This window comes from Dapis hubbardiae BLCC-M172 (assembly GCF_050016015.1).
GTDB lineage: Bacteria > Cyanobacteriota > Cyanobacteriia > Cyanobacteriales > Microcoleaceae > Trichodesmium.
In genome coordinates this window covers 1-26,905 of record NZ_JBNHEQ010000029.1, presented here as the reverse complement: position 1 = coordinate 26,905, position 26,905 = coordinate 1, and the positions used below count along the sequence as shown (strand labels likewise).

Here is a 26,905-nt window from a genome sequence, read left to right as displayed (position 1 = left end):
GAGAGAAAAACTAGGAATGCCAAACTGTGAGGTTTGGAAGCCTGCGCCGTACCGTTAGGTCAGCGTCGGGAGGATGTCACCGTTCTAGAAATGGTAAAAAAGTTCTATCCATAGGAAGTTGAGCAACTGATTCAGTTAGAGTAAATTCTCCAGCTTCAATCCACTCTTTTAACTCTAAGGCAATTTGATGAGATAGGAAAATACTCGCTAGGGGGGCACTTCTAACAACTTTGCCCTCTATTTTTATCCGACCAGATTTGAGTTGAGCATAGCTCACTAGACCAAAAGTTGGACGCACCCGCCGAGGAATGGAAAAATCTACAACTGGCGCAACAATATCTTGGTCTTGAATGGCACAGTTAGCTACTACTTTTTCATTCAAGACAGGTAGAGGAATACCCACACCTAACATAATTGATGGACCATAATTTTTGAAATAACAACCACGCACCCATTCAGATTGCATTTGTTTGGCATCTCCAATTAAGGCTAGAGTCGCAGCAGGTCCAATAGGAGTACGATTAGAAAGACGTTTTTGTAGGGGAAAGTGCTGAGTACCTTCCCAGGTAATGTATCCAATACCACCACCCAAAAATATGCGGGTACCAATACCAATTACTTCTAAGTCTGGGTCATTGAATAATGGGGAAATAGCACCAGGATTAGAATAAACCGCATTACCTAAATTTGGCAGGAGAGGGCCAAGATAAGTAAACAGAGGGCGATCGCCACCATTTACACCAACGATAAAATTTTGATATGAATTTCGTGGGTTAAATAAATAAAACTGGTTAATTGTTTCACGGGTAATGGTCGTTTCAAAAGTACCCCGTGGATAACAATCTGTGACTTGACCAATTGCTCTGAGGTGGACAGGTTTACCTGCAATTAGGTCTTCGATTATATGGCCTCCACCTCTTTCTTTAGATTCTTCAGGATCTTCAGCTATTTGAGTTGCCCCAAGATACAAATCCACAGCCCCAAAGCCTGAGTAAGCGGGGACACCATCTAGCCAACAGGAGCGAATTTTGATGGGGGGGTCAGTATGTCCTAAGTTAATGATAGCTCCGGAGGACTCCATTGGCTCAAAGGTGCCAGTGGTAATTACATCAACTTCTTTTGCTGTTTGGGTAATACTTGTTTCAGCAATTCTGGCTTTGAGTTCTGTTATTGTACAGACAACGGCTTTTTTGTTGGAAATTTTATCGTTAATTTCAGCAATTGTTCTCATTTATTGAGGGATTAGGAAATAGGGAATAGGGAAGTAGGATAGGGAACAAGAAAAAAACATTTACTAACTCACTTGTACCACATTAATCTTGAATTTGTCGTATGATATTTCCCGATCAACTCGACTTCTTGAGGTTGAAATTGGACTGAATAAACAAGAGCGATCAGTCCGACCTAAACAATCAGATTTGATCAAGAATTATTGAGAGTTTCTGCAATTTTTGCTTGGGGTTATGTTATTTTCCATACAACAGCTTTTGTGTTGGATATTTTGTCATTAATTGCAGCAATTTTTATCATCTATTAAGGGAGTAGGATAGGAAATTTGACGTATTCTATTTCATAATAAACCCGACTTATTGAGATTAAAACTACACGGAATAAATAACACCCTTCGGTGCAGTCTAAACTATCATATTTAATCAACAATTATTCAGAGTATTATTGCAAATAAATGGTATTTTCTGAGGGACTAAGACTAATTTAAAATCTGTCTTAGTCAAGTCATAAATCAGAAGTAATAATGATTTGGCTTTTCAGGAGATACAAAACAAATAAGTGGTTTAAATCCACAGCAGTTTAATCCAAAATTTTCAGAGGTTTGTTTAGATGATTTAGAGGTTTATTCTGAATTACAGACTTCAGATGTAAGAGAATCTTCACCGAGGTTTTCTACTAATTTTTCCATTTCTGAATCAATTTTTTCTTCTACAATTTTAGTGGTTTAAATCCACAGCAGTTTAATCCAAAATTTTCAGAGGTTTGTTTAGATGATTTAGAGGTTTATTCTGAATTACAGACTTCAGATGTAAGAGAATCTTCACCGAGGTTTTCTACTAATTTTTCCATTTCTGAATCAATTTTTTCTTCTACAATTTTAGTGGTTTAAATCCACGGCAGCTTCATCCAAAATTTTAAGACGTTTGTTCAGATGATTTAGAGGTTTCTTCTGAATGCCCGACTTCAGATGTAGGAGAATATTCACCGATGTTTTCTACTAATTTGTCGATTTCTGAATCAATTTTTTTCTCTACAACTTTAGCGGTTTTAGACAGAGCATCAATATTATCTCTTTGAGGAGGAAAATTTTCAACTTGCCAGTTATCAAGAATATCTATAATTAATAACTCCTTGATCCAAACTTGACAAATAATTGTTAAAGGTAAAGCTAGTAAAAGTCCGGAAAATCCAAAAAAGCTAGCAAAAAATACTTGACCAATTAATGTAATAGCAGGTAACAAAGAAACTTTTCTGGCTATTAAGTAAGGATTTAAAATATTACTTTCAATTTGTTGAATGAGAATATAAATAAGTACAACTAAAGCAGATTTTAAAGGTGAGTATAAAAGAGCGATCGCCAATGGCGGAATCACACTTATAGTCGGTCCAATATGTGGCATTAAAGTTAGTAATCCTGCCAAAACAGCTTGAGCTGAAGCTAGAGGAATTTTTAATATAAATAAACCGATAAAACTGAGTAAAGCAATTACACTCATATTAAATAAAGAGCCAATTACCCATCCTCCCAAAGCTATTTCACAACTATCTAAAATTAAGTTAACTCTTTGCCGATAAAAAGAAGGAAATAACTTGATAAACCCTTGACGATAAGAGATTGGATCTGCCAACATCATTATGCTTAAAACGAGAGTTAGTAGTAAGCTCAGAAATATGCCAAAAGTATTACCAACAAATGCTCCGGCATTATTAATTAATTGATTAAATATTGGTTGTAGTTGAGGAATAACTTCATTAATATCAATATTTGGTAATTGTTCTCTGAGTCGATTAGGTAATTGATCTTTAAGTATATTCAGCCAATCATTTAATTTATCAATTCCGAGAGGAACAATAGTTATTAATTGTTGAAATTGCTCTGCTAAAGGCGGAACAATTACCCAGAAAAAGGTGACAATTAGTAGGATAAATAAACTGACCGAGATTAATACAGCGAGCGATCGCTTCATTCGGAAATGTTGGAGCCATCTGGATAGTTTATTCAGAGTAGTAGCAATTACCACTGCAGTAAATACTAACAATAGTAATTGACGAATTTGCCACAATATGTATATAGAAGCGAGGATGGTAAATAGACCAATCCAATTACCTAAGTTCATAGGAATTAGAGTTAAAGTATAAGTTGAAAATATATGGGTTATATTTTACCTTACTTTTGTTGTAGATTGGTTGTCTCTTTTTAAAAGATATTTTTATTATTTGCCATGAAATTTATTAGTCCTAATACCATTTCTCAAAAATTTTTCTACATTTAATTGAGTAGGGGAGTAGGGGAGTAGGGGAGTGGGGGAGAAGTAAAAATAGGGAGAATAAAAGATTAAATCGTCTCAAATCAGCAAAAAAGTAATTATCAAAAGGTAATTAATTAATAACTGAAGTCTTAATCAAGTATAGCATTACTTTTGGGAATTGGTATAAGACAGATTTTGTTTTTAAGAAAATATTTGGCTCGAATGAAATTCATTGAGAAAAGTTGTGTCTGAAAAATTTGGAAATTTTGGGAGAATTGATTTTAGATTGGGAAAGCTTAGATGATTTATCAACTGAGTTAAAACAGAGGATATGAAAGGTGATTGCTCATGGCTTAGTGACTTGGATAAATTAAGAAAATCCTCCTTTTTTAAGGATAGGAGGAATAGCTATAGTAATTCTATTTTAGTTGTAGTATTTTAGTGGTAGAGGCGAATTGCGATTTGCCCCTACAGGAGTCAGAATATAAAAGTAATCTCATCAATTTTCTGCTCCAAATCTAGCTAATAAGTCTTCACGAGATAAGCTTAGATAGAGGAAATAAAATACAAAAGTCTTGGACTAAAACAGCATTAGAAATAATTCCAGAACAATTAATGAAAAATTGAGAATATATTTAATGTTTTGATTTGAGCGATCGCTTACTCTACATTCTCAACTTGCTGCAAAAGTCGCCATCCTAATAATATTCCTATAAATATTGGGGGCATAAGTACAGCAATCAGAGCGTTAATGGCGGTGGAGGAAATAGACAGATAAGGGCCACCATATTTGATGAGTAGAGAAAGTCCCGCAGAAAGAATTAGGACTTTGAGAATGAAAATTATTTTATTGTTCATAATTTGTGATGTTAAGATAAATATTCTGTAAGAAATATAACTACTTCAAGCACAAAAAAGCAATTTTTATATTCTTTCATTATCAATTATCAATTATCCATTATGAATCATCCCGAATCGGAATTACAAGCAAAAATTCGTCAACAATTTGATGTTGTAACTTATCCCAGAGCGCCTGTTGAAAAATCTCCTAAAGATGACTATGAATCACTTTTTATTCATAATCTTGTCACACCATATTATCTCAGAAATCAAAAAGTAATAGAAACTGAAGGTAAAGTAATTTTAGATGCGGGATGTGGCAGTGGTTATAAAGCATTAGTATTAGCAGAAGCAAATCCAGGGGCAAAAATAGTCGGTATTGATATTTCCGAAAAATCTGTAGAATTAGCTCGGCAACGTCTCCAATATCATGGTTTTGATAATGCTGAATTTCATGTTTTTCCCATAGAAGAATTGCCAAGTTTAGGTTTAGAATTTGACTATATTAATAATGATGAAGTTCTATATTTATTGCCAGATATAGTTGCTGGTTTGCAGGCAATGAAATCTGTTTTAAAGCCGGATGGAATTATCAGAACAAATCTCCATAGTTCCCTCCAACGTCATTATTATTTTCGGGTACAGGAAATGTTCCAAATGATGGGATTAATGAATGAAAATCCTGGAGAAATGGAGATGGAAATTGCACGAGAAACTTTGGATGCTTTGAAAGATTCAATTATTCTTAAACGACAAATTTGGAATGCAGAAAAGGCAAAATCTGAAGAATGGATACAGATGAATTATTTGTTTTTGGGAGATAAAGGTTATACCATTCCCGAAGTTTTTGCTGCTTTGAAAAGTGCGGATTTAGAATTTATTAATATGGTGAAATGGCGACAGTGGGAAATTTTAGATTTGTTTAAAAATCAAGATGATTTGCCAGCTTTTTTAGGCATGAGTTTGCCAGAAATTTCTGTGGAGGAACGACTGCATTTATTTGAACTTTTACAACCCATGCACCGTTTATTGGACTTTTGGTGTGGTCATCCTCAACAAAGTCAATCTTTTGTGCCAGTTTCTGAATGGACCGACTCTGACTGGCAAAAGGCCAAGGTACAACTCCATCCTCAGTTGCGAAATTCTCAAGCTAGGGAGGATTTGATTGATTGTATCAATAACCATAAACCTTTTGAGATTAGTAATTATGTGAAGTTGCCCACTTTATCACCTATTCATATAGATAGTAGTATTGCTGTTTGTCTTTTGCCTCTGTGGGATGGGGTTTGTACTGTAGAATCTTTGGTAGAACGGTTAGTCAAGATTAGGCCATTAGACCCGATTACTTTAGAAGCGGTGAGCAAGGATAGGTGTTGGGAGGAAGTTAAGGAATTGTTTGATACTCTAGATCCTTTTCTTTATGTGCTCTTGGAGCGTTAGATCCCCCCAACCCCCCTTGATAAGGGGGGCTTTAAGTTTCCCCCCTTCTTAAGGGGGGACTAAGGGGGGATCGAATTTATTTTGGACTCCATTTCGGTCTCAATGACTACCTCTAAATGTCATTGCGAGGAACGAAGCAATCCCATTATTTAAGTAGATGGGCAGCAATTTTATCAGCATAGAGTAGTAGTTAGTAGGTTGGGTAGAACGATAGTGAAACCCAACAAACCTTTATTAGTGTTGGGTTACCCTGACGGGAAGCAAGTTTCGTCCCTCAACCCAACCTACTTTTGTCATGTCATTGCGAGGAACGAAGCAATCCCATTATTTAAGTAGATGGGCGACAATTTTATTGCAGAGTGATTGGACAGCTTAGAGTAATAGTTAGTAGGTTGGGTAGAACGATAGTGAAACCCAACAAACCTTTATTAGTGTTGGGTTTCGTCCCTCAACCCAACCTACTAATTATTAGCAAGATTATAGGAGTCGTGACAATGCCCAAGAGTATTAGTTACCATACCGAATTAATTGAATCTTTAAAAGAACCTTCAGAAGCAGCAGTTTATCTTGAGGTTGTGTTAGAGGAAGGTGATCCAAAAATGATAAAAAAAGCTTTTTCTAATGTGATAGAGGCCAGAGGTGGATTTAATTTTATTTCTGATGATATTTATGAAAACCTGACAATATTTGACAAAAAACTTAAAGAAACCGGTGAAATAGAATTTAGTCTTTTGCGGAGATTACTAGAATCTTTGGGCTTGAAAGTTGGGGTGATGGTGAGACCTAGTTAAGAGAAAAAAGCGATCGCTCCAAGTCCTTGTTTGTAGTTTTGCTCTAGCCCAAAGATAATTAAGGGGCAAGAGCAAAACCGCTTTAAGCCCTGGCCTCATCATCGAAATGTCATTGCGAGGGGGCCGGCGGAAAGTAATTATGTTTGTTGACCCAATAATTTGCGCCCCCGTGGCAATCTTTAGGATAGATAGTCCATTTAAGAGATTGCTTCGGCTAGAAAATGCTTTTCCCAAAAATTTAATTTGTTAAGCCCTCGCCTCGCAATGACAAACCACGCTTTCTTTATACTCTCTACCTCTTTAAGCCCTGGTCTCACAATGGAAATGTCATTGCGAGGGGGCCTGAGAAAGTAATTATGTTGATTGACCCAATAATTTGCGCCCCCGTGGCAATCTTTAGGATAGATAGTCCATTCAAGAGATTGCTTCGGCTAGAAAATGGTTTCCCCAAAAGTTTAATTTGTTAAGTCCTCGCCTCGCAATGACAAACCTGGCTTTCTTTATACTCTCTACCTCTTTAAGCCCTGGCCTCATCATCGAAATGTCATTGCGAGGGGGCCGGCGGAAAGTAATTATGTTTGTTGACCCAATAATTTGCGCCCCCGTGGCAATCTTTAGGATAGATAGTCCATTCAAGAGATTGCTTCGGCTAGAAAATGGTTTCCCCAAAAGTTTAATTTGTTAAGTCCTCGCCTCGCAATGACAAACCTGGCTTTCTTTATACTCTCTACCTCTTTAAGCCCTGGCCTCATCATCGAAATGTCATTGCGAGGGGGCCGGCGGAAAGTAATTATGTTTGTTGACCCAATAATTTGCGCCCCCGTGGCAATCTTTAGGATAGATAGTCCATTCAAGAGATTGCTTCGGCTAGAAAATGGTTTCCCCAAAAGTTTAATTTGTTAAGTCTTCGCCTCGCAATGACAAACCTAGCTTTCTTGATACTCTCTTGGTAAGTTGGCTTTTATATAGAATCCGGTTGAACAATAGTCATTGCGACGATAGGAAGCAATCTCATAAGTCCCACGAGATTGCTTCCTTCCACTCCGTTCCAGTCGCAATGACTAGCCCTAAACGTCATTGCGAGGAACGTTTGCGTAGCATTCCGTAGGAAAGCAATCCCATAAAAAAAAATTTCCTGGCAGATGATATGAAATTTTGGCAAGGTGGGTAAGTTAGATTCATGGGATAAAAATTATTGGTCCAATTCTTATAGGAGAAAAAATGAAAACTGAATTTAAGGCTAAGTTCTTACAGCACGTTGCTAAGAAGAGAAAAGAAGAGGGTTTTACCCTGATTGAATTGTTGGTGGTTATCATTATTATTGGAATTTTGTCTGCTATTGCGTTGCCTTCTTTCTTAAACCAAGCAAACAAAGCGAAGCAGTCTGAAGCGAAGCAGTATTTGGCTTCTATAAATAAAGGCCAGCAAGCTTATTATGCAGAAACTGGTAATTTTGTCACACAAATGGCAGACGTAGGAGACCTGGGTTTAGGTATCAAAAGTTCAACTAACAACTATACTTACGAACTCGATACTGCCACAGTTGCAACACAAGCTGGAGCAAAGGCTTGGACAGAATTTGCTGCGAATGGTTTGAAACCTTATGCAAGTTTAGTATATTTAACACAAGCTTCTGAGGCTTTGACTTCCCAAACAATTATCTGTGAAGGTGATGTAGCATCAACAAATCCAGCAACAGCCAGTGCAGTGCCAGCAGATGCTGCTGACTGTAAAGGTGTAACTGGGTACAAAACAGCTCTATAACCTTAGTCTTTAAGCCCAAAAACTTAAGGGTAGCGCGATTTGCGCTACCTATTATTTTTGTCAATAGATTATTAACCTATTTTCTAATGATTAATGATGAATTACCTAATGGTTGGCAAGAACAAGCAAATCAATGTTTAGTGAACAGCAATTATACCAAAGCTATTAACCTTTATGAAAAAGCCATAGCTGCAAATCCACAGAATAAGTCATACTATTGGCAATTGGGATTAATGTTACTGTTGGAAGGGCAAGAAGAGGAAGCACAGACAACTTGGCTATTAGGTATGGCGGATGGAGAAGCAGAAGAAGTTGAGCTATGGACAGAAGAATTATTAGAAGTATTGGCAACAGAAGCAAATAGACAACTAGCAACACAGAATGGCTCTGTCGCTTGGGTTATCAGACAACACATTAGAGAAATTCACCCCACTGATATTAATAATTTATTACAGTTAATTGATTTGTCTGTCGCTCTCAAAAACTATACAGGAGAACAACTAAGGGAGTATGAAATTATTGCACTATTAGAAAATAATACAACTATAGAAGTTGACCAAAATTTATTGCTGCATATATTAAAAAAGCTCTTAGTTTATGACCCGAAAAGTTTATCATCCATAGAATTTGCCTCAGTTGCTATTCCTAGAATAGAAGCTCGGAATACACTTGTAAACTCTCTAATTCCACCTATATATCAAATTGCATATTCTTTCGCAGCAGTGGGAGTTGCTAGAAAATATGCAGAATTGTTATTAGATGTCGCTCCAGAGAATCGAGAGTTATTAAGAACTATGGCACAGTTTTGTGTGGAATTAACTGATTATGATTTGGGATTAGAATATGCAGAAAAATCCTATTCCTTATCTAAAGATATACATGAAAAGGCGATCGCTCATCTCCAAATTTGCCGAGCGTTGATAACATCAAGAGGATGCGATCAAAAAGTTAAGGAAACATTAGAGCAGCAAGAATCTCTACTCCAATCTCTGGCAGCAGAAGCTCCACAAGACTTAGGTGGAGTTGCCACGCGTTTTTATAATATGGGTTTTTTCTTCCCTTATGCTAGAGACTGCTCAGAAAGAAATCTCAAAATTCGTACTCAGGTAGCACAGCTTTGTCAAGTAAATTTAGAAAAAGCTTGTCAAGAGGAAATAAGTAAATACCATCAGAAGTTAGACCAAAGAAAGAAGATAGATTCAAAAACAAAGCCTTTGAGGATAGGATATTTATCCCACTGTTTGAGAAGACATTCTGTAGGATGGATTGCTCGTTGGTTATTTACATATCATAATCAAGACAAATATGAAATTTATTTGTATCTCCTAGCAGCAGAACACCGTAATGATTCTTTGCAAGACTGGTATATTAATCAAGTTACTAAAGCTCGTGTTTATAGTATTGTCAATACAGAAGTAGCAGAAGATATTTATGAGGATGAAATTGACATTTTAATAGATTTAGATAGTATAACATTAGTTAATAGTTGTTCAATTATGGCAGTAAAGGTGGCTCCTATTCAAGCAACATGGTTAGGTTGGGATGCTTCAGGAATACCAACTATTGATTACTATATTGCCGATCCTTATGTTTTGCCAGAAAATGCTCAAGATTATTACCCCCATAAAATTTGGCGACTACCTCAAACTTATGTTGCTGTAGATGGTTTTGAAGTAAACATACCCAGTCTGAAACGGGAAGATTTAGGTATTCCCAGTGATGCTGTGGTTTATTTTACTGCTCAGAGAGGTTTCAAGTGCAACCCCGATACTGCCAGACTGCAAATGAAAATCCTCAAGGAAGTTCCCAATAGTTACTTCTTGTTTAAAAAATTTGGTGAGTCAGACATTTTATCGGAATTGCTGATAGATATTGCTGAGTCAGAGGGTATTAGTAGCGATCGCCTCATTCCGATAGAAGAAGTAGCTCGAGAAGAAATTCACCGCGCTAACTTAGGTATTGCAGATATTGTTTTAGATACTTATCCCTACAACGGTGCAACAACAACATTAGAAACTCTCTGGATGTGCATCCCCATGGTAACACGGGTAGGTCAACAATTCGCAGCCCGCAATAGCTACACCATGATGATGAATGCTGGCATCACTGAAGGTATTGCTTGGAGTGATGAGGAATATGTGGAGTGGGGAATTAGATTAGGGAAAGATGAAAAATTACGTCAGGAGATATCTTGGAAGTTGAGAAAGTCGAGGCAAACTGCTCCGTTGTGGAATGCCAAACAATTTACTCGCGAAATGGAAAAAGCTTACGAGCAAATGTGGCAGAGGTATGTTGAGGATGATAATTGAGATTGCTTCGGCTATGTTAATTGTTTCCCCTGGAGGTTAAATGGTTGTATTACCGCCTCGCAATGACAGTGATATTTGAATTGTCATTGCGAGGGGGGGATGGTTTGTCAGGCTGTTGGTTGAGTTCATTATTCTCCCCCGAAGCAATCTCATCAGCAGGATGATAATTGAGATTGCTTCGGCTATGTTAATTGTTTTCCCTGGAGGTTAGGTTTTCTTACCGCCTCGCAATGACAGGGATGTTTGAATTGTCATAGGGAAGGGGGATAGTTTGTAAGGCTTTTAGTTGAGTTAATTATCCCCCCCGAAGCAATCTCATCAGCAGGATGAATGCTATAAAGATTGCTTCGACTATGTTAATGCTTTCCCCAGGAGGTTAACTGGTTTAATTCGCCTCGCAATGACAACAAGAGTTTTATTACTTACAGCGCTTTTTAAATTGATGAACCACATCGCCATAACCATAACCCAGGACGTTGCATAACAAAATGGGGTGAACGATCGCCCTCCTCTGACTAATTCTACTAATATTAGTGAGAGTCTCACGAGTCTAGAAAAAAATAGGCGATCGCATTCTCCTTCTCTACTGTTAATGTCTTTAGTTAATAGTTACAAAGCATCTTCCAATTTAGTTTGTATTAAACTTAGGTATCTACTATAATTAATTAGTTTCTACTAGCATTCATGCTGGTATTAAGAGTATAAAAAATCTTATATGATGTTATAACGTTTCACGGAATTCAGAAGTCGTAGGGGCGAATGGCCATTCGCCCCTACAAAAGTCAAAAGTAAGATTTTTTGGGCTACAAAACCTTGACCATAAAGTAATTTCAGGAAATTATTCAAAATTATTGTGAGTTGTGACATAGCTCCAAAAAAAAGTTAAAATTATCAGGGTAATTAATAGTAGGAATGATAAGTAAATCATTCCTACTTTTTAAGTTTACTATATACTAAAAGTTCTTGAATACTCGCTTCAATCTGAGTAATATCTGAAACGAATCTACAAAAAGGAATATCGTAACTCCAAGTCTCATAAAAGGATTGATTCTTGTGATAAGAATTTGGTAAAAATATATGAGGTATATTCAAAAGCACACAGAGAATATGCCCATGCAAACGATTGGTAATAATCAAACGATACTTTTGAAACTGATAAATTCCACTATGGAGAAAACTTAAAGAAAGACGGTGCAGAGATGGATTATCCAGAGAATTAAAATCAATATTTTCTGTAGCAGTTTTCAGCCATATTCGTCTATCTATTAATTCTTGAGGAGTTGCTAAACCCCGTTGCCAAACCTCTCGATAAAGTTGAGCGAATATTTGTCTAAATCGAGAATTAGTATTTCCCAGAGTCCATTGTTGATTATAAGAAACCCAATCAGCAACTACGAAATTAGAAATTCCCATTGATTTTGGTAAAAAACTTTGATTTAATTCTTTATCTGTTCTGTTAAGATACAAAATAGAATTTTCAGGATTTCTAGGAACAGAAAAACAAGGCATTTCTGCCATTTGAAAAGCCAGATCGGGAGCCAGAATAACTCGACAGTTATCAAAATGTTTGATAGCCAAATCATAACTGTAGCGATCGCGCGCGCATAAAGTTAAATTAGGATGAGAATTAAAAACTTTTGCCGACTTTTCCAAATAACTTTTATTCTGAAAATAAATAGTTTGTGGCATTACAATAATCTGGCGATGATGATTTTTAGATATCACATCTTCACGAAACTTTTGCTGTTTATACCAGACATCTCCTAGATTTCCTCCACCATGCAAAATAATCGGAGAATTACCAATTTTTTCATCCATCTCAGCTTGAGAAAAACTTTCTAAACTGGAGGCATAAGCTATTTTTGTTTTCAGTACATTAGTTAAATAAAAGACAGTTCCCAACCAAATTAGATGGTCTCCAATATTGATATGACGAGGATATTGTAATAAAGCACATTTTTCAAAATTTCCCAGGTTTTTGAGAGATTCATGCAAAGTTTGTTTAATAGCAAAACCATGAGAATGCTTAATGGTTTGATTGGTAGACATATCAGTTTGTAACAACATTAGTTCAACCTATATATTGGTAGTTGTAATCTAAAAATAAAGTATTTTTAAGCACTATAAATTTAGTTTTCAGATTAAAACCCTGTTCTATGTACTTTCCTTAGAGGTTCGGCAAAAATTATTTTTTGATTCTTCAATATAGACAATGCTAATTTGATAATATTTTTTCTGGAGTTTTTCATATATTGCCAGAAATTATTTATGGGGCTGTAAAAAATAGCCAATAATAGATTTAGTTCACCAATAGCAATAATATCAGTCTGCAAAACCGAGTGATATTTTAGCAAATGAACAATGATTTTTTTCAAATCATTAATTAGATGAAATGGCATTAGTAATAGCTTTTGCCATTGAGAGTAATTTAACATTCTGGTTTGATATCGAGTTAAACCATTTGAGTGAAAAAACTTAATTAAATAATCCTTTTCCAGACGATGTTTAGATATTTTGTGTTCAATTTCCATTTCTGGAATCAACCAAATTTCCCAACCATTATTTCTGATATGTGATAGCATTTCCAAATCTTCTGCAGTCTGTGGAAGACAAACAGTTTCAGGAACACTTTTTAACCAAGCTTGTTTACGAATAACTATTCCTGCACCGGCAGGGTAAAGTCGTTTATAAACACAGTTATATTTTTCGTTGTAACAAAATGCTTCTTTTGCTTTTTTCAGAGCAAAAAAGCTGGCTACCGTACGAAAAAAACTGTAGAAAATCGTAACAGCTTTTATCTTGATATTGGATTAACCAATATAGGCGCTCTCGGCACAGCTCACTATTCCCATCCTACGGAATGCTACGCAAACAACAGTAAATGCTCCTGGGAATTTCTTATCTTAAATTTGAAGACTGCCATTGATATCCGCATTAATCACTTTACCTGTTGCACTCAAAAATAAACCACGTTTGACTCGCTTGCCTACATAGTTTTCATGGCATATTGGTTTTTCTAGGTCAATAGCAGATGTTTTACTGGTATAACTTTCTTCAGTTTCAATAACTTTGATACCAACCAGTTGACATTTATAAGTTATCTGTTGAATTAGCTTATAGTGCGGTATTTGGGTAAAGTTTTGATTGTTTTTTTTACCGATGTTTGCACCTTGTTTCCAGTTATCATTTTTGCCTATGACTACAGTACCAATATTATTTCTGGTTAAATACTCAACTACTAATTTACTGGTGTTATGCAGATAATTCTCCACAAAACGATTTCGGTTATAGGTTAACGCTTCAATCTTACGGCTAGTTTTTTTCTGGCCTGATAACGCACTTTGGTACTTAGCTTTACGCTTGTTATATAATTGATTGACACTTTTTAGTGGCTTCCCGTTAATCAGCATAGGTTTAACACCAGGCTTATTTGTAGATAGAGCAACTAATCTGTCAATTCCTAAATCAATTCCGGCTACATATGTAGACTCTATCCGTTGTTGTTCAGTTTTTTCATACACAACTTCAATTACATAGCAGCCAGTTGCAGGTACTATCCTCACTTCAACTACAGACTCAACCACTACAGGTATTTTGATATCACTCATTGATAAGTGACAAATACCCTTTTTTAAACTTGCTCTATAGACTGATTCCTTTGAATATATAACTACATTTCTACCTTTGGTTTTGTCCTTATATTTGGGTATTTTGGGCTTACCCAAAAACTTCCCTGGATGTTTTGACGATTCTTTTATAGCCTGAAAATAACCACGCCAAGTTGCAATCAAGCATTTGATTATTTGTTTTGATACTTTAGTTGGTAATGCTCTGTAAGCATCGCTATCTTTGGTGGCGTGGTACAGTTTAGTTAAATCCAGACTATAACCAGTACAGAAAAAATGCTGACGACAATAATAATTAGCCAAATTATACAAGTTTTTAGACTTAAAAGCTAATTCATCACAAACTCGCCAAAAGTTATGTGTTCGGTTAATAATATGTCTATCAACAAGTCGCATTCACTCGCTATTGCGTGATAATTTATTGTTACTTATTTAATATTACAACAATGAGTGTAAATTTTACAACTATTTTCTACGGTTTAAGTTTAACAGTTAATCACCCCTACTTCCTACTTCTGCAACAAGGGTGTTGGGCTATAACATTTTTTAATCAAATTGATAACTATTCTTATCTCTTCGCTCTTATGGCCATGATGTTTCATGGAGAGGTAATTAGTAACTTCAGATCGATGGAATTTTAATGCTTATGAAGTAAAACAAATACTTTATACACAACTTTTCAGTAAAAATACAGAAGAAACTCCACAACTTGACTGAAAATATTCACAAAAACTTTACTTGATTTAGCTGAATCTTGACAAAAACTTTACCCAATATCAAAAATTATTGTTTATGATAGAGGTATGAATATTGACAAGGCTTTTTGATAATCAAGCGATCGCCTAACTATGGTTGATTTGCGATTTAATCTAATAAAGCCACAAGACAATATTTCATCAAACTTTTCTGAATCACCTAAAACATTACTTGAAGAAAAACAACAATGGCTAAGATACACACAAACCAGAAACTCACAGCTACAACTACAGCTTGCCCTACTATCAATACCAATACAAGTAATGCCAAAACAAGCACTATTAAATACGATTTTGAGGTGTCTCCTTATCGAGGAGAATTAACAGAGAAAAACTATTACGGTTCCTTCAGTTGCAATTGCTCGGAATTAACTGGAAAGGGTGTAGAGTTCATCAAAGTGGATAACTTTGACTTGAGATTTTTGGGTATTGACTATGGCAAAACTGATTTATTATTTGCAGAAGCCGTATTTAGGGACGGTGATTTCCTGGGATTAACTGCTAGTGGGGCAGATTTCTCTTTTATCTGTGGATTTTTCGAGTTGTCTGAGGCATCTTTTGCTTACAATATTAACTCCAGTTTTGGGGCAGCAAATGTGACATTCTCTTTAAGGCAAGTTACTGATGATAACTTTGCAACAGTCTTTGCTCCTGAACCTAGTGTTCTGATGAAAGTTTTAGTATGACTTATATCTACAAAAGCTTGAGTAGAAAATCGCAGCCAGAGGTTTCAACCTCTGGCTGAAAAATAACTTACCGAATAATTAATAATTAATAATTATTAATTATTAATTATTCAGCTTTATTAGCTTCCCCTTTCAAGGGGAAAAAGTGCTCTTGAATTTCCTTATATTCTATTCAATCTAAGAGGGTAAAATCATAGATGATTATCCATCCTAGTGCGTAAGTCCTGTTAATATTATCTGCTGTGAAATTGTGCGCAATAAAGAACGGCGCTCGGAGAGAAGTTCAACAATTATTTTGCAAAAAAGGATTAGCTAAAAAGAATTGTTTGATATAGTTTTTGACTCAAACCCTACAGGATCATTACTAGACCAATTCATATTATTAGTAACAATATATTATATTCTGTGCTGTTAAATAGTAATTCCTATACTGGTCAGGCACAAAATTCTAGGTTTTAGATAAGAGACAACAAACAACAGGGAATAAAGATAAAAGTTTATCTCATGCTTACTGAGAAACGCTATAACAGGTTAATTATTCAATATACATAAAGAATATCTTAACTCAGAAGCATAAACATAGTATTATATCATATTCTGTTAAACAATGGAAAGTGAAAAATTACTTGACGTAGTAGACCGACACATCGAATACCATTTATCAAAAATCTTGCTATATTTGATTGGGTTGGGGAGGCACATTGCATGCAACGTCCATAAGGGAATATGGGAGGTGGGAGGAGAGTAAAGGTAGTGAGAATCTATACTAACCCTCCTAATAATTGTCAAAAACAGACAAAAAATCTTGGTAACTATTTGACTTTTGAAGTATAGCCGAAGTGGATGAGGGCGGGTTTATATAAATCTTAGGGTAAGCATGAAAATTTCCACTAAAACCTACCCCTACTATTGCACCATTTAAGGTGTGTCAGTCTACTAATTATCTAATCCAAAAAATACCTGCAATAGCTACTAAAGATTTGTACTAAACATCAGAAATTATGTTGCCAACTGACTTACTTTCTCATCGTCAAACCGGAGAAACAATTATTCCTCAAAAGCTTAAAATAGATGCTAAAAATTTAAGCATTGCTACAGAAATGATTAATTGTTTTCAAGAAAAATTGGGGAAAACTCAAGGAGAACTAGATAAATGTTTACAAAAAATAGAAGGAGATGACCCTAACTATCGTCTTAAACGAGGATTAGCACATATCCTCAGAGGCAGTTTTTCTACCTTTGAAATTATCAGTCCTCTTGAACCGATAGAATTAAGAAATCGTGTTTTTGCTGTTGCAGCAGAAGTTATTCCTAGTGTCAAATCAACAGAATTAACTTTAGAAAATTTAGCAACTAAATTAAGTCAGGAATTAAACCGAGAAGTTGTACCTGATGAAATTAAAAAAGGTCTCTATGCAGACTTACAAGAAAATCGAATTTTGACTCAATTTGATGCCCCTACACCAGAAGCATTATTACATAGATATAATCTTTCTCAAGTTCAAGGTATTTTTTATAAAGCTAGTCATATAGAATTAAATGCTCATCGCAACGATCCAGGAGAATATAAACTGTTATTTAGGTATGTAAAATTATTTCAATTAATGACTTATATTGAAGGAGATGCTGACCAAGGTTTTACCCTGACAATAGACGGTCCCTATAGTTTATTTAAACCTAGCACTCGTTATGGTTTAGCATTAGCAAAAATGTTGCCTGCATTATTACACGTTACTAAATGGAGTTTACACGCAACTTTACAAAATCGTGACCCCTATAGTGGGGCTTGGAAAACAGGGAGATTTAGTCTTAATTCTGATTGCGATTTAGTTAGTCATTATCCCCCAGGAAAGCCTTATGATAGTATGTTAGAAGCATCATTTGCAGAACGTTGGGCTAAGTTAAAAACTGAGTGGAAATTAGAAAGAGAAGTTGATTTAATTCCCATTCCTGGTAGTGTGATGATTCCTGATTTTCGACTGGTTCATCCTAATGGAGAATCATATTTATTAGAAATAATTGGATATTGGCGACCAGAATATTTAAAAAAGAAATTTGCTCAGGTGCGAAGTGCTGAATGTGATAATTTAATATTGGCTGTTTCTGAACGATTAAATTTAGAAAAAGCGGGTGTAAAAATTAAAGATGTGCCAGTACCTATTGTGTGGTTTAAGGATAAGTTATTACCTAAGTCGGTGTTAGAAATTTTAAATTCTATTTAGTAGATCATAATAGTATTTTGGTTCAGTTAAGGTATCCACTCGATAGATTGGGTAGGCAATGATTATAGGTGATCAGACGAAACAAGGAATCAAGTTATAGGCTCAATCACAGGTTTTCCCCAAGCCTTATAACGGGGTTGTTCCTGTTGGTGAGATAATGCCTGAAAAATTACCATTATTTCTAAATCTGTATCTTTCGTTTCTGGTGGCATTTTCACTTTTAATATCCCATCAGAATCTATATGAGCTTTTAATTGAATACTCTGCACAATTAACCTCCTATTCTTTGGTCTGAAAACCATGGATTTTTTCTGTTAAGCTATCCAGTTCAATTACAGAAATATTTTCTGCTTTGAGTTGAGCTTTTACTTCCTCATTCTCATGTTCTAATTTAATCCAACCTTGCAACTGAGGAATTAAAGCTGACCATTGTATTTGACTCAATTCCCCAACTAAAATAATTTCTGGTCCCTCATCTACCTCTAATTCTTCCTCCATTAACAAATTCATCGCTACGCTAGATAAAATTAAATCTGCATCTTCAGCAGTAATATTGCTGTTATCTACCAAGAGAGTCATCTTACTCCTCTCTGGATGAGTCACCAGACTTTTGATTACTTCTTGTAATTCTAATCCTACCGTTTCTTCTGGTTGCGACCAGTCTGGGAATATAATTAAATTAATTTCCTTGAGATTTAAACATTGTAAAGTTGCTTTCATTAAAGCAGCACTCATAATATCTGCCATTTTATCCCAAGAGAATTTCTTCACTTGTTCTAAACCAGCAGCAATTAAAGAATTACGCACTTTTGGCTTTTGGACTTCACACAGAGCATCTGTCAAACCATCAACATCTTTAGCATCAACATATATAGCAGCTTCCCCCGCAGCTTCAGGAATAGAAGCATTGGCACAAGTAATCACCGGGCAACCACAGGCCAATGCTTCGGCGACAGGCATTCCAAAACCTTCGTATAAAGAAGGATAAACTAAAGCCACCGCACCTGAATAAGCGACTTTCAATTCCTCATCGCTAAGTATCAGTGAATGTACGATACTACCAGCAGCATATTCTCTGTATTCGTTGGCTAGGGTGACACCGCTCCCTGTACAGACTATTTCAAAACCTTGTTTGCTGTGGAGTTGGGCGAAAGCTCGGAAAAATAAAATCGCGTTTTTATAGTTACCACCAGCACCTACCAAAAGAAAATAAGGTCTGCTGATGCCGTATTTATGTTTAAACGCGCTTATTTCTATTGTTGTAGCTGGAGTAAAAGTGGAGGCAACACCGCAATGAGCTACAGTCACTTCATCTGGTGTAATATCTGGGAAAAACTTAACTAGATCGTGGGCGGTGCTTTCTGATATAGAGATGTAGGAAGAGGCATGACTAATAGCGTGATGTTTTTCTCGCCACATAGGTTCGTTGAAATTTGCCCCCAATACTTCCGGAATCATATCATAAGCCATAAATACTGAAGGTGTTGAGATGGGAGTTGTGTAGTAAGTAGAGATGAATAAATCTGCACCCTCTTCATCGCAGACTTGCTGGAGCATTTGCTTGTCAGCATCGGTGTTGTTGTAGCTGTATGCTGGAACTGTACGATACCGAATGCCTGGTATTTTAGGGGTGGTGTTAACGCGATTAACTACAACTATATGTTTAGCAAACCCACTTGTTGCCCACTCCTCTATTAGCGACTTCCATACTCTGGCAATACCCGTGCTATAAAGCTGGAAAAATACTCCATCTATAATAATTTTGGGAGATAATGAGTAATACTTTTGGATAAAAATTTGTCGGTTACGAGCGTGCAAAGCTAGTTGATCGATTCGCCCATCTCGACCTGTAGTATTTGTCAGATGAAGGATATAGTTTTTTATATCAGGAACAGGTGTAGCTAAATAGCCAGCTAGTTTAGCTCTATGACACAAGTCTACGTCATCCCAGTAACCTAACCCATAGTCTTCAGACCACCCTCCAATTCCTTGCAATAAAGATTTTTTTATGCACAATGCCCAACCTTCCACATATAATTCACCTAGTTCATTTTCTGCGTAACCTGGACCTGCTAAACCTTCTCCTGCTAGTTTGCATAGGTATTCTACAGATGGTTTGAAAATTTCTACGTCATTATTCAAGTGCAGAATATAATCTCCTGTGGCTATCTCAATACCTTGGTTGTTTGCTGCAGCAAATCCCAGATTTTTTTCATTTTGAATAAGTTTTATATCATATTTTTGACAAAACTCTTTTAAAGCTTGCTTTGTTTTTAAACCACTACCATTATCAATAAAAATTATTTCACTTTCTTGAAGATTTCTTATATTGCTTTCCCATAGTTCTAATAGCTCTCCATGATCCCACCAAGGAACAACTACACTAGCATTATATTTTTTATTAAATTTGTTGGCTTTATTGCTATCTTCAGGACGATAAGTACCTACAAAAAGAATCTGATTTGCAAATAACTCTCTAAAAGTTTCGTATGAAACTTCTTTTATAATTAGGTTTCCTAAACGGATATCCTGAGTTTGACCTTGATGTAGTTGATAAAATTGTTGTCCTCCCAAATAAGTCACTGACTCACACAGAACCTGAGCTTGTTTAAGAAGCGAAATAAATTCTTTTTTAGTAAAAAATCGTAAGTGTGTTTGATCAAGAATACCTTCAGTTTGATATGTCCAAGAACCTTCTTCAGCTAAGTTTTTGATTAGTGGTAAGTTGCGAATATTAGGAATACTGGCTATTACTTTTCCTTGAGGCTTTAGAAACTCACAGTATTCGCTCATCAACTTCCAAGGATCAATAAGATGTTCTAGAATATCTGCAAAGATAATACAATCAAATTCTCCGTTTTCAAATGGAGGATCGAACTTTTCTATATCTGTTTGATAAGCCGCATCAAGATTATATTGTGCGTGATAAACAGCTTCCTCATTTAGCTCTATTCCTACAACAAAACGTCTTTTATCTTGTTGTTTTAAGGCTTGACCTAAAACTCCTGCCCCACAACCGACGTCTAAAATTTTTAGCGCATCTGATGGCACAACTGATACTATTTCTTGACGTAGATGACGATAATATTGTGGTAGTTCATTAAAGGGTGTCATAAACAATTTAACCTTCTGTTTTTGTATAAATCAAAAATTACTGGATCATCTAGTTTAAATAAAATTACAGCAAAACATATAAATTACCTTTAGGCTATCACTATTATTAATCAAGGATATCCAAGCTGATGTATCTACAAAAACTTTCTGGGAATTAATCATCATGCTTTGGTGTACCATACAAATAATAATCGTGTTGGTTTGCTAAATCAGTTATTCCTGTTTCCATCTGACAACTTTCTATAACAGAGAATAATCTATCCCACTCAGCTTTATTTTTTTCTTCTGACAAACCTTCTGTTTTAGAACTCGTAGGTACATCTAGAAATGTAATAATAACTGGGTAATCTTCTGGATAAGAAACAGGTTCACTGGGATGAACCAGACCATCTTTAAAAACACCTTTTATTGACTGCATCATAAAACCACCTAACAATAAATATTAATTATTCCATAATCAATAGCTTTTTCTGAACATGATACAAAATATAACGAATCAGATTGGTCTTTTTCAGAAATAATGAAATTATCTTAAAAATAACTAACTAAATCTCAGAAAATTGATAATATTAATCCTTTGATTTAACCTCCAACCTTACCTGCTCCAAGACCACTTTATAATCCTCCCTGTGATATACTCCCAACACTGAGCTAGCTACAGTGTGAGCTTCTCCTTCCCTTACGAGAATTCGCGTTTTTGAGTAAGCCGATATCCAAGCCTACTTTTTTAATTAATATTGCAGAGTTCCAATCTCTAGGCAAAAATGTTCCACAATTAGAACAAATGTTCCATCTATCGCTTAAATCTTTAGGAACTTTTGCTAAACAATTAGAACAATGCTGAGACGTTCCGGCAGGGTTGACTTTGATGACTTTCTTACCAGCTTTCGCAGCTTTATAAGGAAGTATTTCATTTAAAAATCCACTGATGCCAGCATCAGCAAATGATTTATTTAATCCAGATTTAGAAGACTGATTATTAGGCAAGTAATTACCATTTTCATCTTGTTTCGGCTTATTGCGTCTCATCATATTTGCTACTTTTAAATCCTCTACAAATATGACATCTGCTTTATCTACTAATTTATCTGCTACTTCAAAATGGAACTGTTTACGCTGTCTAGCAATCTTCTGATGTAGTTTAGCTAATTGTTGATTTAATTTTCTCCTAGCCTTAGAACCTTTAGGTCGAGCTTGTTGTTTTTGCTGAAGTTTAACTAACTTTTCTTCAGATTGACGATAAAACTTTGGGGGATTAATCATTGCTCCATCTGAACAAGCTACAAAATATTCTAGTCCTGCATCTATACCTATACTATTTTTTTCTGTTGGTTTAATATCAAGAGTTGGTACATCAGGAACAGACTTATCTTCCAAAGTTAAAGTAACATAATATCCATCAGCTTTTTTAGTAATAGATGCTCTTTTTATCTTAAACCCATCTGGAATTGGTCTATGATAAATAAACTTAATTAATCCTAACTTTGGTAGCTGTATTTTATTACCTTGAATACAATCTGGTTTAACTTCTTGATATGCAAAAGTCCGATAACGGTTTTGACTTTTAAATCTAGGTTTCCCACTTCTTTTGCCGTTAGCATCTCCTTTAATAAATCTCTTAAAAGCTAAGTCAACCCGCTTAACCATCTCTTGTAGAACATGAGCATGAATATCTTGATACCAAGGTCTATCCTTTTTAAGTTGTACTAAACTCCGCTTTTGACCATAATATTCAGGTTGCTCTCTTGGTTCTGGAATACTTGTTATCAAAGGACAAGCATTAATAGGGCAGCGATTATTTTGCCACCAATCAAACCTATCTGCTAACAAATAATTATACTGATATCGCAACATATCTAACCATTTGGACATTCGTTGCTTTTGTTGATTATTTGGCAAAAGTTTGTATTGGTAGGCCAGTAACATTTGTGGCTTTTCTATTGTTATTATAGTATAGTTATAGCATAACAATATATAATGTGCAACCATGCAACAAATAAATTTTAGATTGGCCGACAGAGAACGGGAACACTTAGAAAAATATTGTGAATTAACAGAACGTAGTATTGGCGATGTTTTGAGACAATGTGTTAGGAATTTGTACATCAAAGGGGCATTGAACCCTCTTGATGTACCCGTCATTCTTCCCGACGCTGACGCTAGCTTTCAGCGTGGGGCTGCTGACGATTGAAGCTCAACCCCAAACCACGAAACCTATTCCGGGTGCAGAAGAGGTTAAAACTTTAAGCTGGATTCAAACTAAACCTATAGGAAATGTTCAGAAAGTAAATGAAATTCTCAACAGCCAAAGAAATATCCACAGAGGAGAAGCAGAAGCAATTATTCTGGCCTTAGAACTTAATGCAGATATTTTGCTAATGGACGAACGAAAGGGAAGAGCATTAGCAGTTTCTTATAACTTAAAGGTAATAGGTTTATTAGGAGTTTTGCTGGAAGCAAAAAATTAAGGCCAAATTACTGCAGTTAAACCTCTCACAGACAGACTCATCCAAGAAGCAAAATTTCGCATAAATAATCAACTTTATCAAAGCTTTTTACGGCTTGCTGGAGAAGAAAAACTCTTAATTTTAAGATATTAAGAAAGACGGAATAAATATTGAAGAAAAAAATGGAAAAATAGCTTTCTAGAATGAATTTAGAGAAGCACTTTTTATAATCTTCATATCAAGCTGATAATTGAATGCTGAGGGGTAAATACTTACTTCACAACTTCGTTACTTTCTCTCAATTTACTAATCTCTGAAGTGCCACTCTCTTTCAACAAACTTTCAATATTTTTTGCCATCCTAGTTTGCTGCTCTAACTGCTTTGTTGAAGAGAATAAATCACCTAGTCCATTAATAATTTGTTTCAAACTTTTCCTAAATCTTTCATCCCCTGTTATATCATCTAAATCTGATGTCATTTTCTGCACATTTTCAAATGTTGCTCTGGCTGAATCTAATGTTTGCTGCAACATAATTATGTTTGTCTGACTATTTAGATCGGTAGAAATATCTCGTAAATTCGCAGAAGTTTCTACTGCATTTGCTGATAATATTTCTAAGTTACTAATAAATTCTCCTCTTTCTACTTGACTAATAATCGGACTTAAACTTTCCATTAGCACTGCTAATTCTTGAGTAGTTTTTTCGATATTATCTAAAGTGGCAACTAGAGTCGAACGATTTGTATTAACAATTGCATTAATCTGGTCTACTGTTAAACTAAATTTATTTGCTACTTCCTCTACAGAATTTGCTGAAGCGACTGCAGCAGAAGAAACTTTTTCTGTAGATTCTTTCATGGTTTGAGTCACAGTAGCTATTTGATTAGAAATATCATCTACTTCTCTATTTACAGTTTGAGTCAAACTATCTAAGTCTCTCTCTACTGTATTAGTTAAACTTCCAATTTCTCCTTCTAATGTTTGAGTCAAACTTCCAATTTCTCCTTCTAATGTTTGAGTCAAACCTCCAATTTCTGTTTGGATAATTCCCGTTATATTATCTACATCTTCTCTTAAAAATTGACTTAAACCTTCCATTTCTCTTTTAATAGTTTCTGATAAATCCGAGAGTTGTTTTGCTAACTTAGAAGCTTCAGCAGAAGCATTAGCTGTATTTTCAGCAATTATCTTCACATTATTAAATAACTCTGGGTCACTATAGAGGTCAATTAAACGTATTCCTGCTCTTAATAATTGCTGCATTTCTATTCCTGCTTCTCCCTGTAAACGGTCATTATTACAGATAATTATTTGAGGACAATTAGATGATAAAGCATTAGCAGAAATTTCTGATTCTGGTATTCTACCTCTCGGAATAATGTCTATTTGGGCAGTACCAATAAATGAGGATATATTACCTTGAATAAATACATCACGAGGGATAATTAAATCTTCTGGCTTAATTTCTAGAGTAATATCTACTCCATTTGGCCCTGGTTTGATTTCTACTACTTGTCCAACATTAATACCTCGATACCTAACTGATGTGCCTAACTCAATACCAGATGCACTTTCAAATTCAACTATGAATTTATAACTACGTTTGCCTAATTCTACTCCTCTTAGCCAAAGTATTAAGGCCCCAAACAAACCTATTCCTAATAAAGTTAATAAACCTACTGAACCTTCTCTAGTTGTTCGCGATCGCATAATTTCCCCAAAAATATGATATTAAAACGTAAAAATTTTACTTTATAATCAATAAATATATGGTATAATAACCATATTTTTTTCTATTTATCTCAATGTGGCAATCTTGACATTGGAGGGTTGCTGAAAATCCTTATTACACGCAACACCTTTTAACTTCTTTTGACTTCTGACTTCTGACTTCTGTAAGTCGCCAATCTGATGGCTCCCCTATCTGACCTAGTTATCCCGGTGACAAACATAATTTCTGACTTCTAAATTCTGACTTACAGCGCTTTTCAGATGGATAAACCACATCGTCATAACCAAAACTCCCTAGGGGCGTTTTGCTATCGCACAACTCCGTTTTTTCCTGACGGAATGCGGCAGCATGACCTTAGGAAAGTTGTGCGTAGCTAATGGCCATTCGCCCCTACTGTGGTCTACTGAAATGAAAACCGCTGTAATTAACTCACTACCTGGATTATCCCATCTACACTACCCGTAAAAAATTGTTGTACCAGAGGATTATCCACAGTATTAATTTCATCAACAGTACCTTCCTACTCCAGATACATCAAGCCAGGCAATTTCCGGCAAAACCAGGAAAAACTGTTCATAGCAGTGTGACGGCAGAACCATCGACACTGGCGGTATCTCGCAATGCTTTGAGGAAAATCCCCAAAGCGCCATTCCAATCTCTCGGCATTGAGTGACCGCACCTTATTTTGATAAAGAAATACGATTCTGTCTGCTGTGGGACGAAATTCTAAATTCTAAATTCTGACTTAATTAACCTGCTACCTGGATAGGCCCATCTACACTACCCGTAAAAAATTGTTGTACCAGAGGATTATCCACAGTATCAATTTCATCTGCATTACCTTCCCACTGAACTTTACCCTGGTAAAGAAATACAATTCTGTCCGCTGTGCGACGAATGGTACTATGTTGATGAGTCACCATAACATAAGTGCTACAGCCACCATCCACATATTGTATGTGACGGACTAGATCCTCAATTACAGTAGAAGCGATGGGGTCTAGGCCAGCCGTAGGTTCATCATATAATAATAAATCTGGATCGTTATGGGTACTTTCCGGATTAGTAATAATCGCTCTAGCAAAACTAACCCGTTTACGCATCCCACCAGATAACTCTGCTGGATAGCGATCGCCAATCTTACCCAAACCTACCATTTCCAACTTCTGGTTCACCAACTCCTGAATCTGGGAACGTAATAACTTAGAATGTTGATATAAAAGAAAACCGACATTTTCTTCTACTGTCAAAGAGTCAAACAGAGCTGCATTTTGAAATACCATACCAATAGTAATTGGATCTTTTAAGTCATCCATCCATCTAACTCTTTGCTTTCCCTGCACATAAACTTCCCCACCATCAGGAGTCAATAAACCAGCAATAATTCTGAGAACTGTAGATTTACCAGTTCCCGACGGACCAATAATAGCTAATGCCTCTCCACGATAAATTGTTAAGTCTGCCTCATCTAAGACAACATTTTGCCCGAATGACTTACTAACTCCTTTGAGTTCAATTAAAGGTTCATTGTTCATAGATTAGAGATGGACTTTTTTCCCAATATATTATATAGCACTAGGTAAATAGGGTTTGCTGAAAAAGTCTTTTTGTTGAGGTAGGGAGTATTAAGAGTCAGGAGGAACGGGGAGATGGGGAGATGGGGAGATGGGGAGATGGGGAGATGGGGAGATGGGGAGA

General features: G+C 35.8%; 23 protein-coding genes and 1 pseudogene. 10 read left to right on the top strand and 14 right to left on the bottom strand.

From position 1 onward, the window contains the following. Positions 1 to 76: 76 nt before the first annotated feature. From ACP6PK_RS03570 to ACP6PK_RS03560, 3 genes are all read right to left on the bottom strand, one after another. Complete coding sequence (locus tag ACP6PK_RS03570) at positions 77 to 1,231, bottom strand: homocysteine biosynthesis protein (protein WP_426557809.1); 1,155 nt, start codon at positions 1,229 to 1,231, stop codon at positions 77 to 79. A gap of 913 nt (positions 1,232 to 2,144) precedes the next feature. Then, on the bottom strand, positions 2,145 to 3,347 hold the full coding sequence (locus ACP6PK_RS03565) for an AI-2E family transporter (RefSeq protein ID WP_426557807.1): 1,203 nt from the start codon (positions 3,345 to 3,347) through the stop codon (positions 2,145 to 2,147). Positions 3,348 to 4,139: 792 nt separating this feature from the next. Beyond that, positions 4,140 to 4,337, bottom strand: a complete 198-nt coding sequence (locus ACP6PK_RS03560) for a hypothetical protein (protein WP_426557805.1) — start codon at positions 4,335 to 4,337, stop codon at positions 4,140 to 4,142. A 102-nt stretch (positions 4,338 to 4,439) separates the two neighbouring features. Between ACP6PK_RS03560 and ACP6PK_RS03555 the strand changes: the two genes are divergently transcribed. The 5 genes from ACP6PK_RS03555 to ACP6PK_RS03535 all read left to right on the top strand — a co-directional run bounded on the left by ACP6PK_RS03555 (position 4,440) and on the right by ACP6PK_RS03535 (position 11,284). Next, on the top strand, positions 4,440 to 5,759 hold the full coding sequence (locus ACP6PK_RS03555; protein WP_426557803.1) for a class I SAM-dependent methyltransferase: 1,320 nt from the start codon (positions 4,440 to 4,442) through the stop codon (positions 5,757 to 5,759). 407 nt (positions 5,760 to 6,166) lie between these two features. Further along, positions 6,167 to 6,550 carry a helix-turn-helix domain-containing transcriptional regulator gene (locus tag ACP6PK_RS03550; RefSeq protein ID WP_426557801.1) on the top strand — a complete coding sequence of 128 codons (384 nt, stop codon included), beginning with the start codon at positions 6,167 to 6,169 and terminating at the stop codon, positions 6,548 to 6,550. Positions 6,551 to 7,771: 1,221 nt separating this feature from the next. After that, positions 7,772 to 8,314: a type IV pilin-like G/H family protein gene (locus ACP6PK_RS03545; RefSeq protein ID WP_426557800.1), complete on the top strand. Its 543-nt coding sequence runs from the start codon at positions 7,772 to 7,774 to the stop codon at positions 8,312 to 8,314. An 86-nt stretch (positions 8,315 to 8,400) separates the two neighbouring features. After that, entirely contained in the window at positions 8,401 to 10,623 is a 2,223-nt protein-coding gene (locus ACP6PK_RS03540; RefSeq protein ID WP_426557798.1) for an O-linked N-acetylglucosamine transferase, SPINDLY family protein, read from the top strand. 493 nt (positions 10,624 to 11,116) lie between these two features. Next, positions 11,117 to 11,284, top strand: a complete 168-nt coding sequence (locus ACP6PK_RS03535; protein ID WP_426557796.1) for a hypothetical protein — start codon at positions 11,117 to 11,119, stop codon at positions 11,282 to 11,284. Positions 11,285 to 11,334: 50 nt separating this feature from the next. Here the strand turns inward: ACP6PK_RS03535 and ACP6PK_RS03530 are convergent, their stop codons facing one another. The 4 genes from ACP6PK_RS03530 to ACP6PK_RS03515 all read right to left on the bottom strand — a co-directional run bounded on the left by ACP6PK_RS03530 (position 11,335) and on the right by ACP6PK_RS03515 (position 14,645). Continuing rightward, complete coding sequence (locus ACP6PK_RS03530; protein ID WP_426557794.1) at positions 11,335 to 11,490, bottom strand: hypothetical protein; 156 nt, start codon at positions 11,488 to 11,490, stop codon at positions 11,335 to 11,337. 63 nt (positions 11,491 to 11,553) lie between these two features. Beyond that, complete coding sequence (locus ACP6PK_RS03525) at positions 11,554 to 12,690, bottom strand: polysaccharide pyruvyl transferase family protein (protein ID WP_426557792.1); 1,137 nt, start codon at positions 12,688 to 12,690, stop codon at positions 11,554 to 11,556. 74 nt (positions 12,691 to 12,764) lie between these two features. Further along, positions 12,765 to 13,205 carry a hypothetical protein gene (locus tag ACP6PK_RS03520; RefSeq protein WP_426557790.1) on the bottom strand — a complete coding sequence of 147 codons (441 nt, stop codon included), beginning with the start codon at positions 13,203 to 13,205 and terminating at the stop codon, positions 12,765 to 12,767. 321 nt (positions 13,206 to 13,526) lie between these two features. Then, the gene (locus tag ACP6PK_RS03515; protein WP_426557788.1) at positions 13,527 to 14,645 is read right to left on the bottom strand and encodes an RNA-guided endonuclease InsQ/TnpB family protein; all 1,119 of its coding nucleotides are present in this window, start codon (positions 14,643 to 14,645) and stop codon (positions 13,527 to 13,529) included. A 50-nt stretch (positions 14,646 to 14,695) separates the two neighbouring features. Here ACP6PK_RS03515 and ACP6PK_RS03510 point away from each other — a divergent pair, with 50 nt between their 5' ends. The 3 genes from ACP6PK_RS03510 (at position 14,696) to ACP6PK_RS03500 (ending at position 17,912) form a co-directional block, all read left to right on the top strand. Then, a complete protein-coding gene (locus tag ACP6PK_RS03510) occupies positions 14,696 to 14,890 on the top strand; it encodes a hypothetical protein (RefSeq protein ID WP_426557786.1) in 195 nt (64 codons plus the stop codon). A gap of 302 nt (positions 14,891 to 15,192) precedes the next feature. Further along, positions 15,193 to 15,690 (top strand): hypothetical protein, encoded by a 498-nt coding sequence (locus ACP6PK_RS03505; protein ID WP_426557784.1) that lies wholly within the window; start codon positions 15,193 to 15,195, stop codon positions 15,688 to 15,690. A 1,001-nt stretch (positions 15,691 to 16,691) separates the two neighbouring features. Beyond that, complete coding sequence (locus tag ACP6PK_RS03500) at positions 16,692 to 17,912, top strand: DUF790 family protein (protein ID WP_094677878.1); 1,221 nt, start codon at positions 16,692 to 16,694, stop codon at positions 17,910 to 17,912. Positions 17,913 to 18,001: 89 nt separating this feature from the next. Here ACP6PK_RS03500 and ACP6PK_RS03495 read toward each other — a convergent pair whose 3' ends face one another. From ACP6PK_RS03495 to ACP6PK_RS03480, 4 genes are all read right to left on the bottom strand, one after another. Further along, positions 18,002 to 18,181 (bottom strand): hypothetical protein, encoded by a 180-nt coding sequence (locus ACP6PK_RS03495; protein ID WP_143438473.1) that lies wholly within the window; start codon positions 18,179 to 18,181, stop codon positions 18,002 to 18,004. Positions 18,182 to 18,191: 10 nt separating this feature from the next. After that, the gene (locus ACP6PK_RS03490) at positions 18,192 to 21,026 is read right to left on the bottom strand and encodes a glycosyltransferase (RefSeq protein WP_426557781.1); all 2,835 of its coding nucleotides are present in this window, start codon (positions 21,024 to 21,026) and stop codon (positions 18,192 to 18,194) included. Between the two features lie 154 nt (positions 21,027 to 21,180). Next, a complete protein-coding gene (locus tag ACP6PK_RS03485) occupies positions 21,181 to 21,447 on the bottom strand; it encodes a hypothetical protein (RefSeq protein ID WP_246844574.1) in 267 nt (88 codons plus the stop codon). A 230-nt stretch (positions 21,448 to 21,677) separates the two neighbouring features. After that, positions 21,678 to 22,952 (bottom strand): RNA-guided endonuclease InsQ/TnpB family protein, encoded by a 1,275-nt coding sequence (locus tag ACP6PK_RS03480; protein ID WP_210407715.1) that lies wholly within the window; start codon positions 22,950 to 22,952, stop codon positions 21,678 to 21,680. Positions 22,953 to 23,013: 61 nt separating this feature from the next. Between ACP6PK_RS03480 and ACP6PK_RS03475 the strand changes: the two genes are divergently transcribed. Together ACP6PK_RS03475 and ACP6PK_RS03470 are read left to right on the top strand one after the other, a co-directional pair. Further along, positions 23,014 to 23,217, top strand: a complete 204-nt coding sequence (locus ACP6PK_RS03475; protein ID WP_094677886.1) for a hypothetical protein — start codon at positions 23,014 to 23,016, stop codon at positions 23,215 to 23,217. Beyond that, positions 23,198 to 23,494, top strand: coding sequence for a PIN domain-containing protein (locus tag ACP6PK_RS03470; protein WP_094677888.1), 297 nt, complete (start codon positions 23,198 to 23,200; stop codon positions 23,492 to 23,494). Before ACP6PK_RS03475 ends, ACP6PK_RS03470 begins: the two co-directional genes overlap by 20 nt. A gap of 251 nt (positions 23,495 to 23,745) precedes the next feature. On the opposite strand, the gene ACP6PK_RS03465 is transcribed toward ACP6PK_RS03470, so the two are convergent. From ACP6PK_RS03465 to ACP6PK_RS03455, 3 genes and pseudogenes are all read right to left on the bottom strand, one after another. Then, positions 23,746 to 25,185: an MlaD family protein gene (locus ACP6PK_RS03465; protein ID WP_426557778.1), complete on the bottom strand. Its 1,440-nt coding sequence runs from the start codon at positions 25,183 to 25,185 to the stop codon at positions 23,746 to 23,748. 595 nt (positions 25,186 to 25,780) lie between these two features. Beyond that, positions 25,781 to 25,885 (bottom strand): annotated as a pseudogene (locus tag ACP6PK_RS03460) (RNA-guided endonuclease TnpB family protein); the annotation flags it as partial. 71 nt (positions 25,886 to 25,956) lie between these two features. Further along, positions 25,957 to 26,742, bottom strand: coding sequence for an ABC transporter ATP-binding protein (locus ACP6PK_RS03455; protein ID WP_094677890.1), 786 nt, complete (start codon positions 26,740 to 26,742; stop codon positions 25,957 to 25,959). Between the last annotated feature and the right edge of the window lie 163 nt (positions 26,743 to 26,905).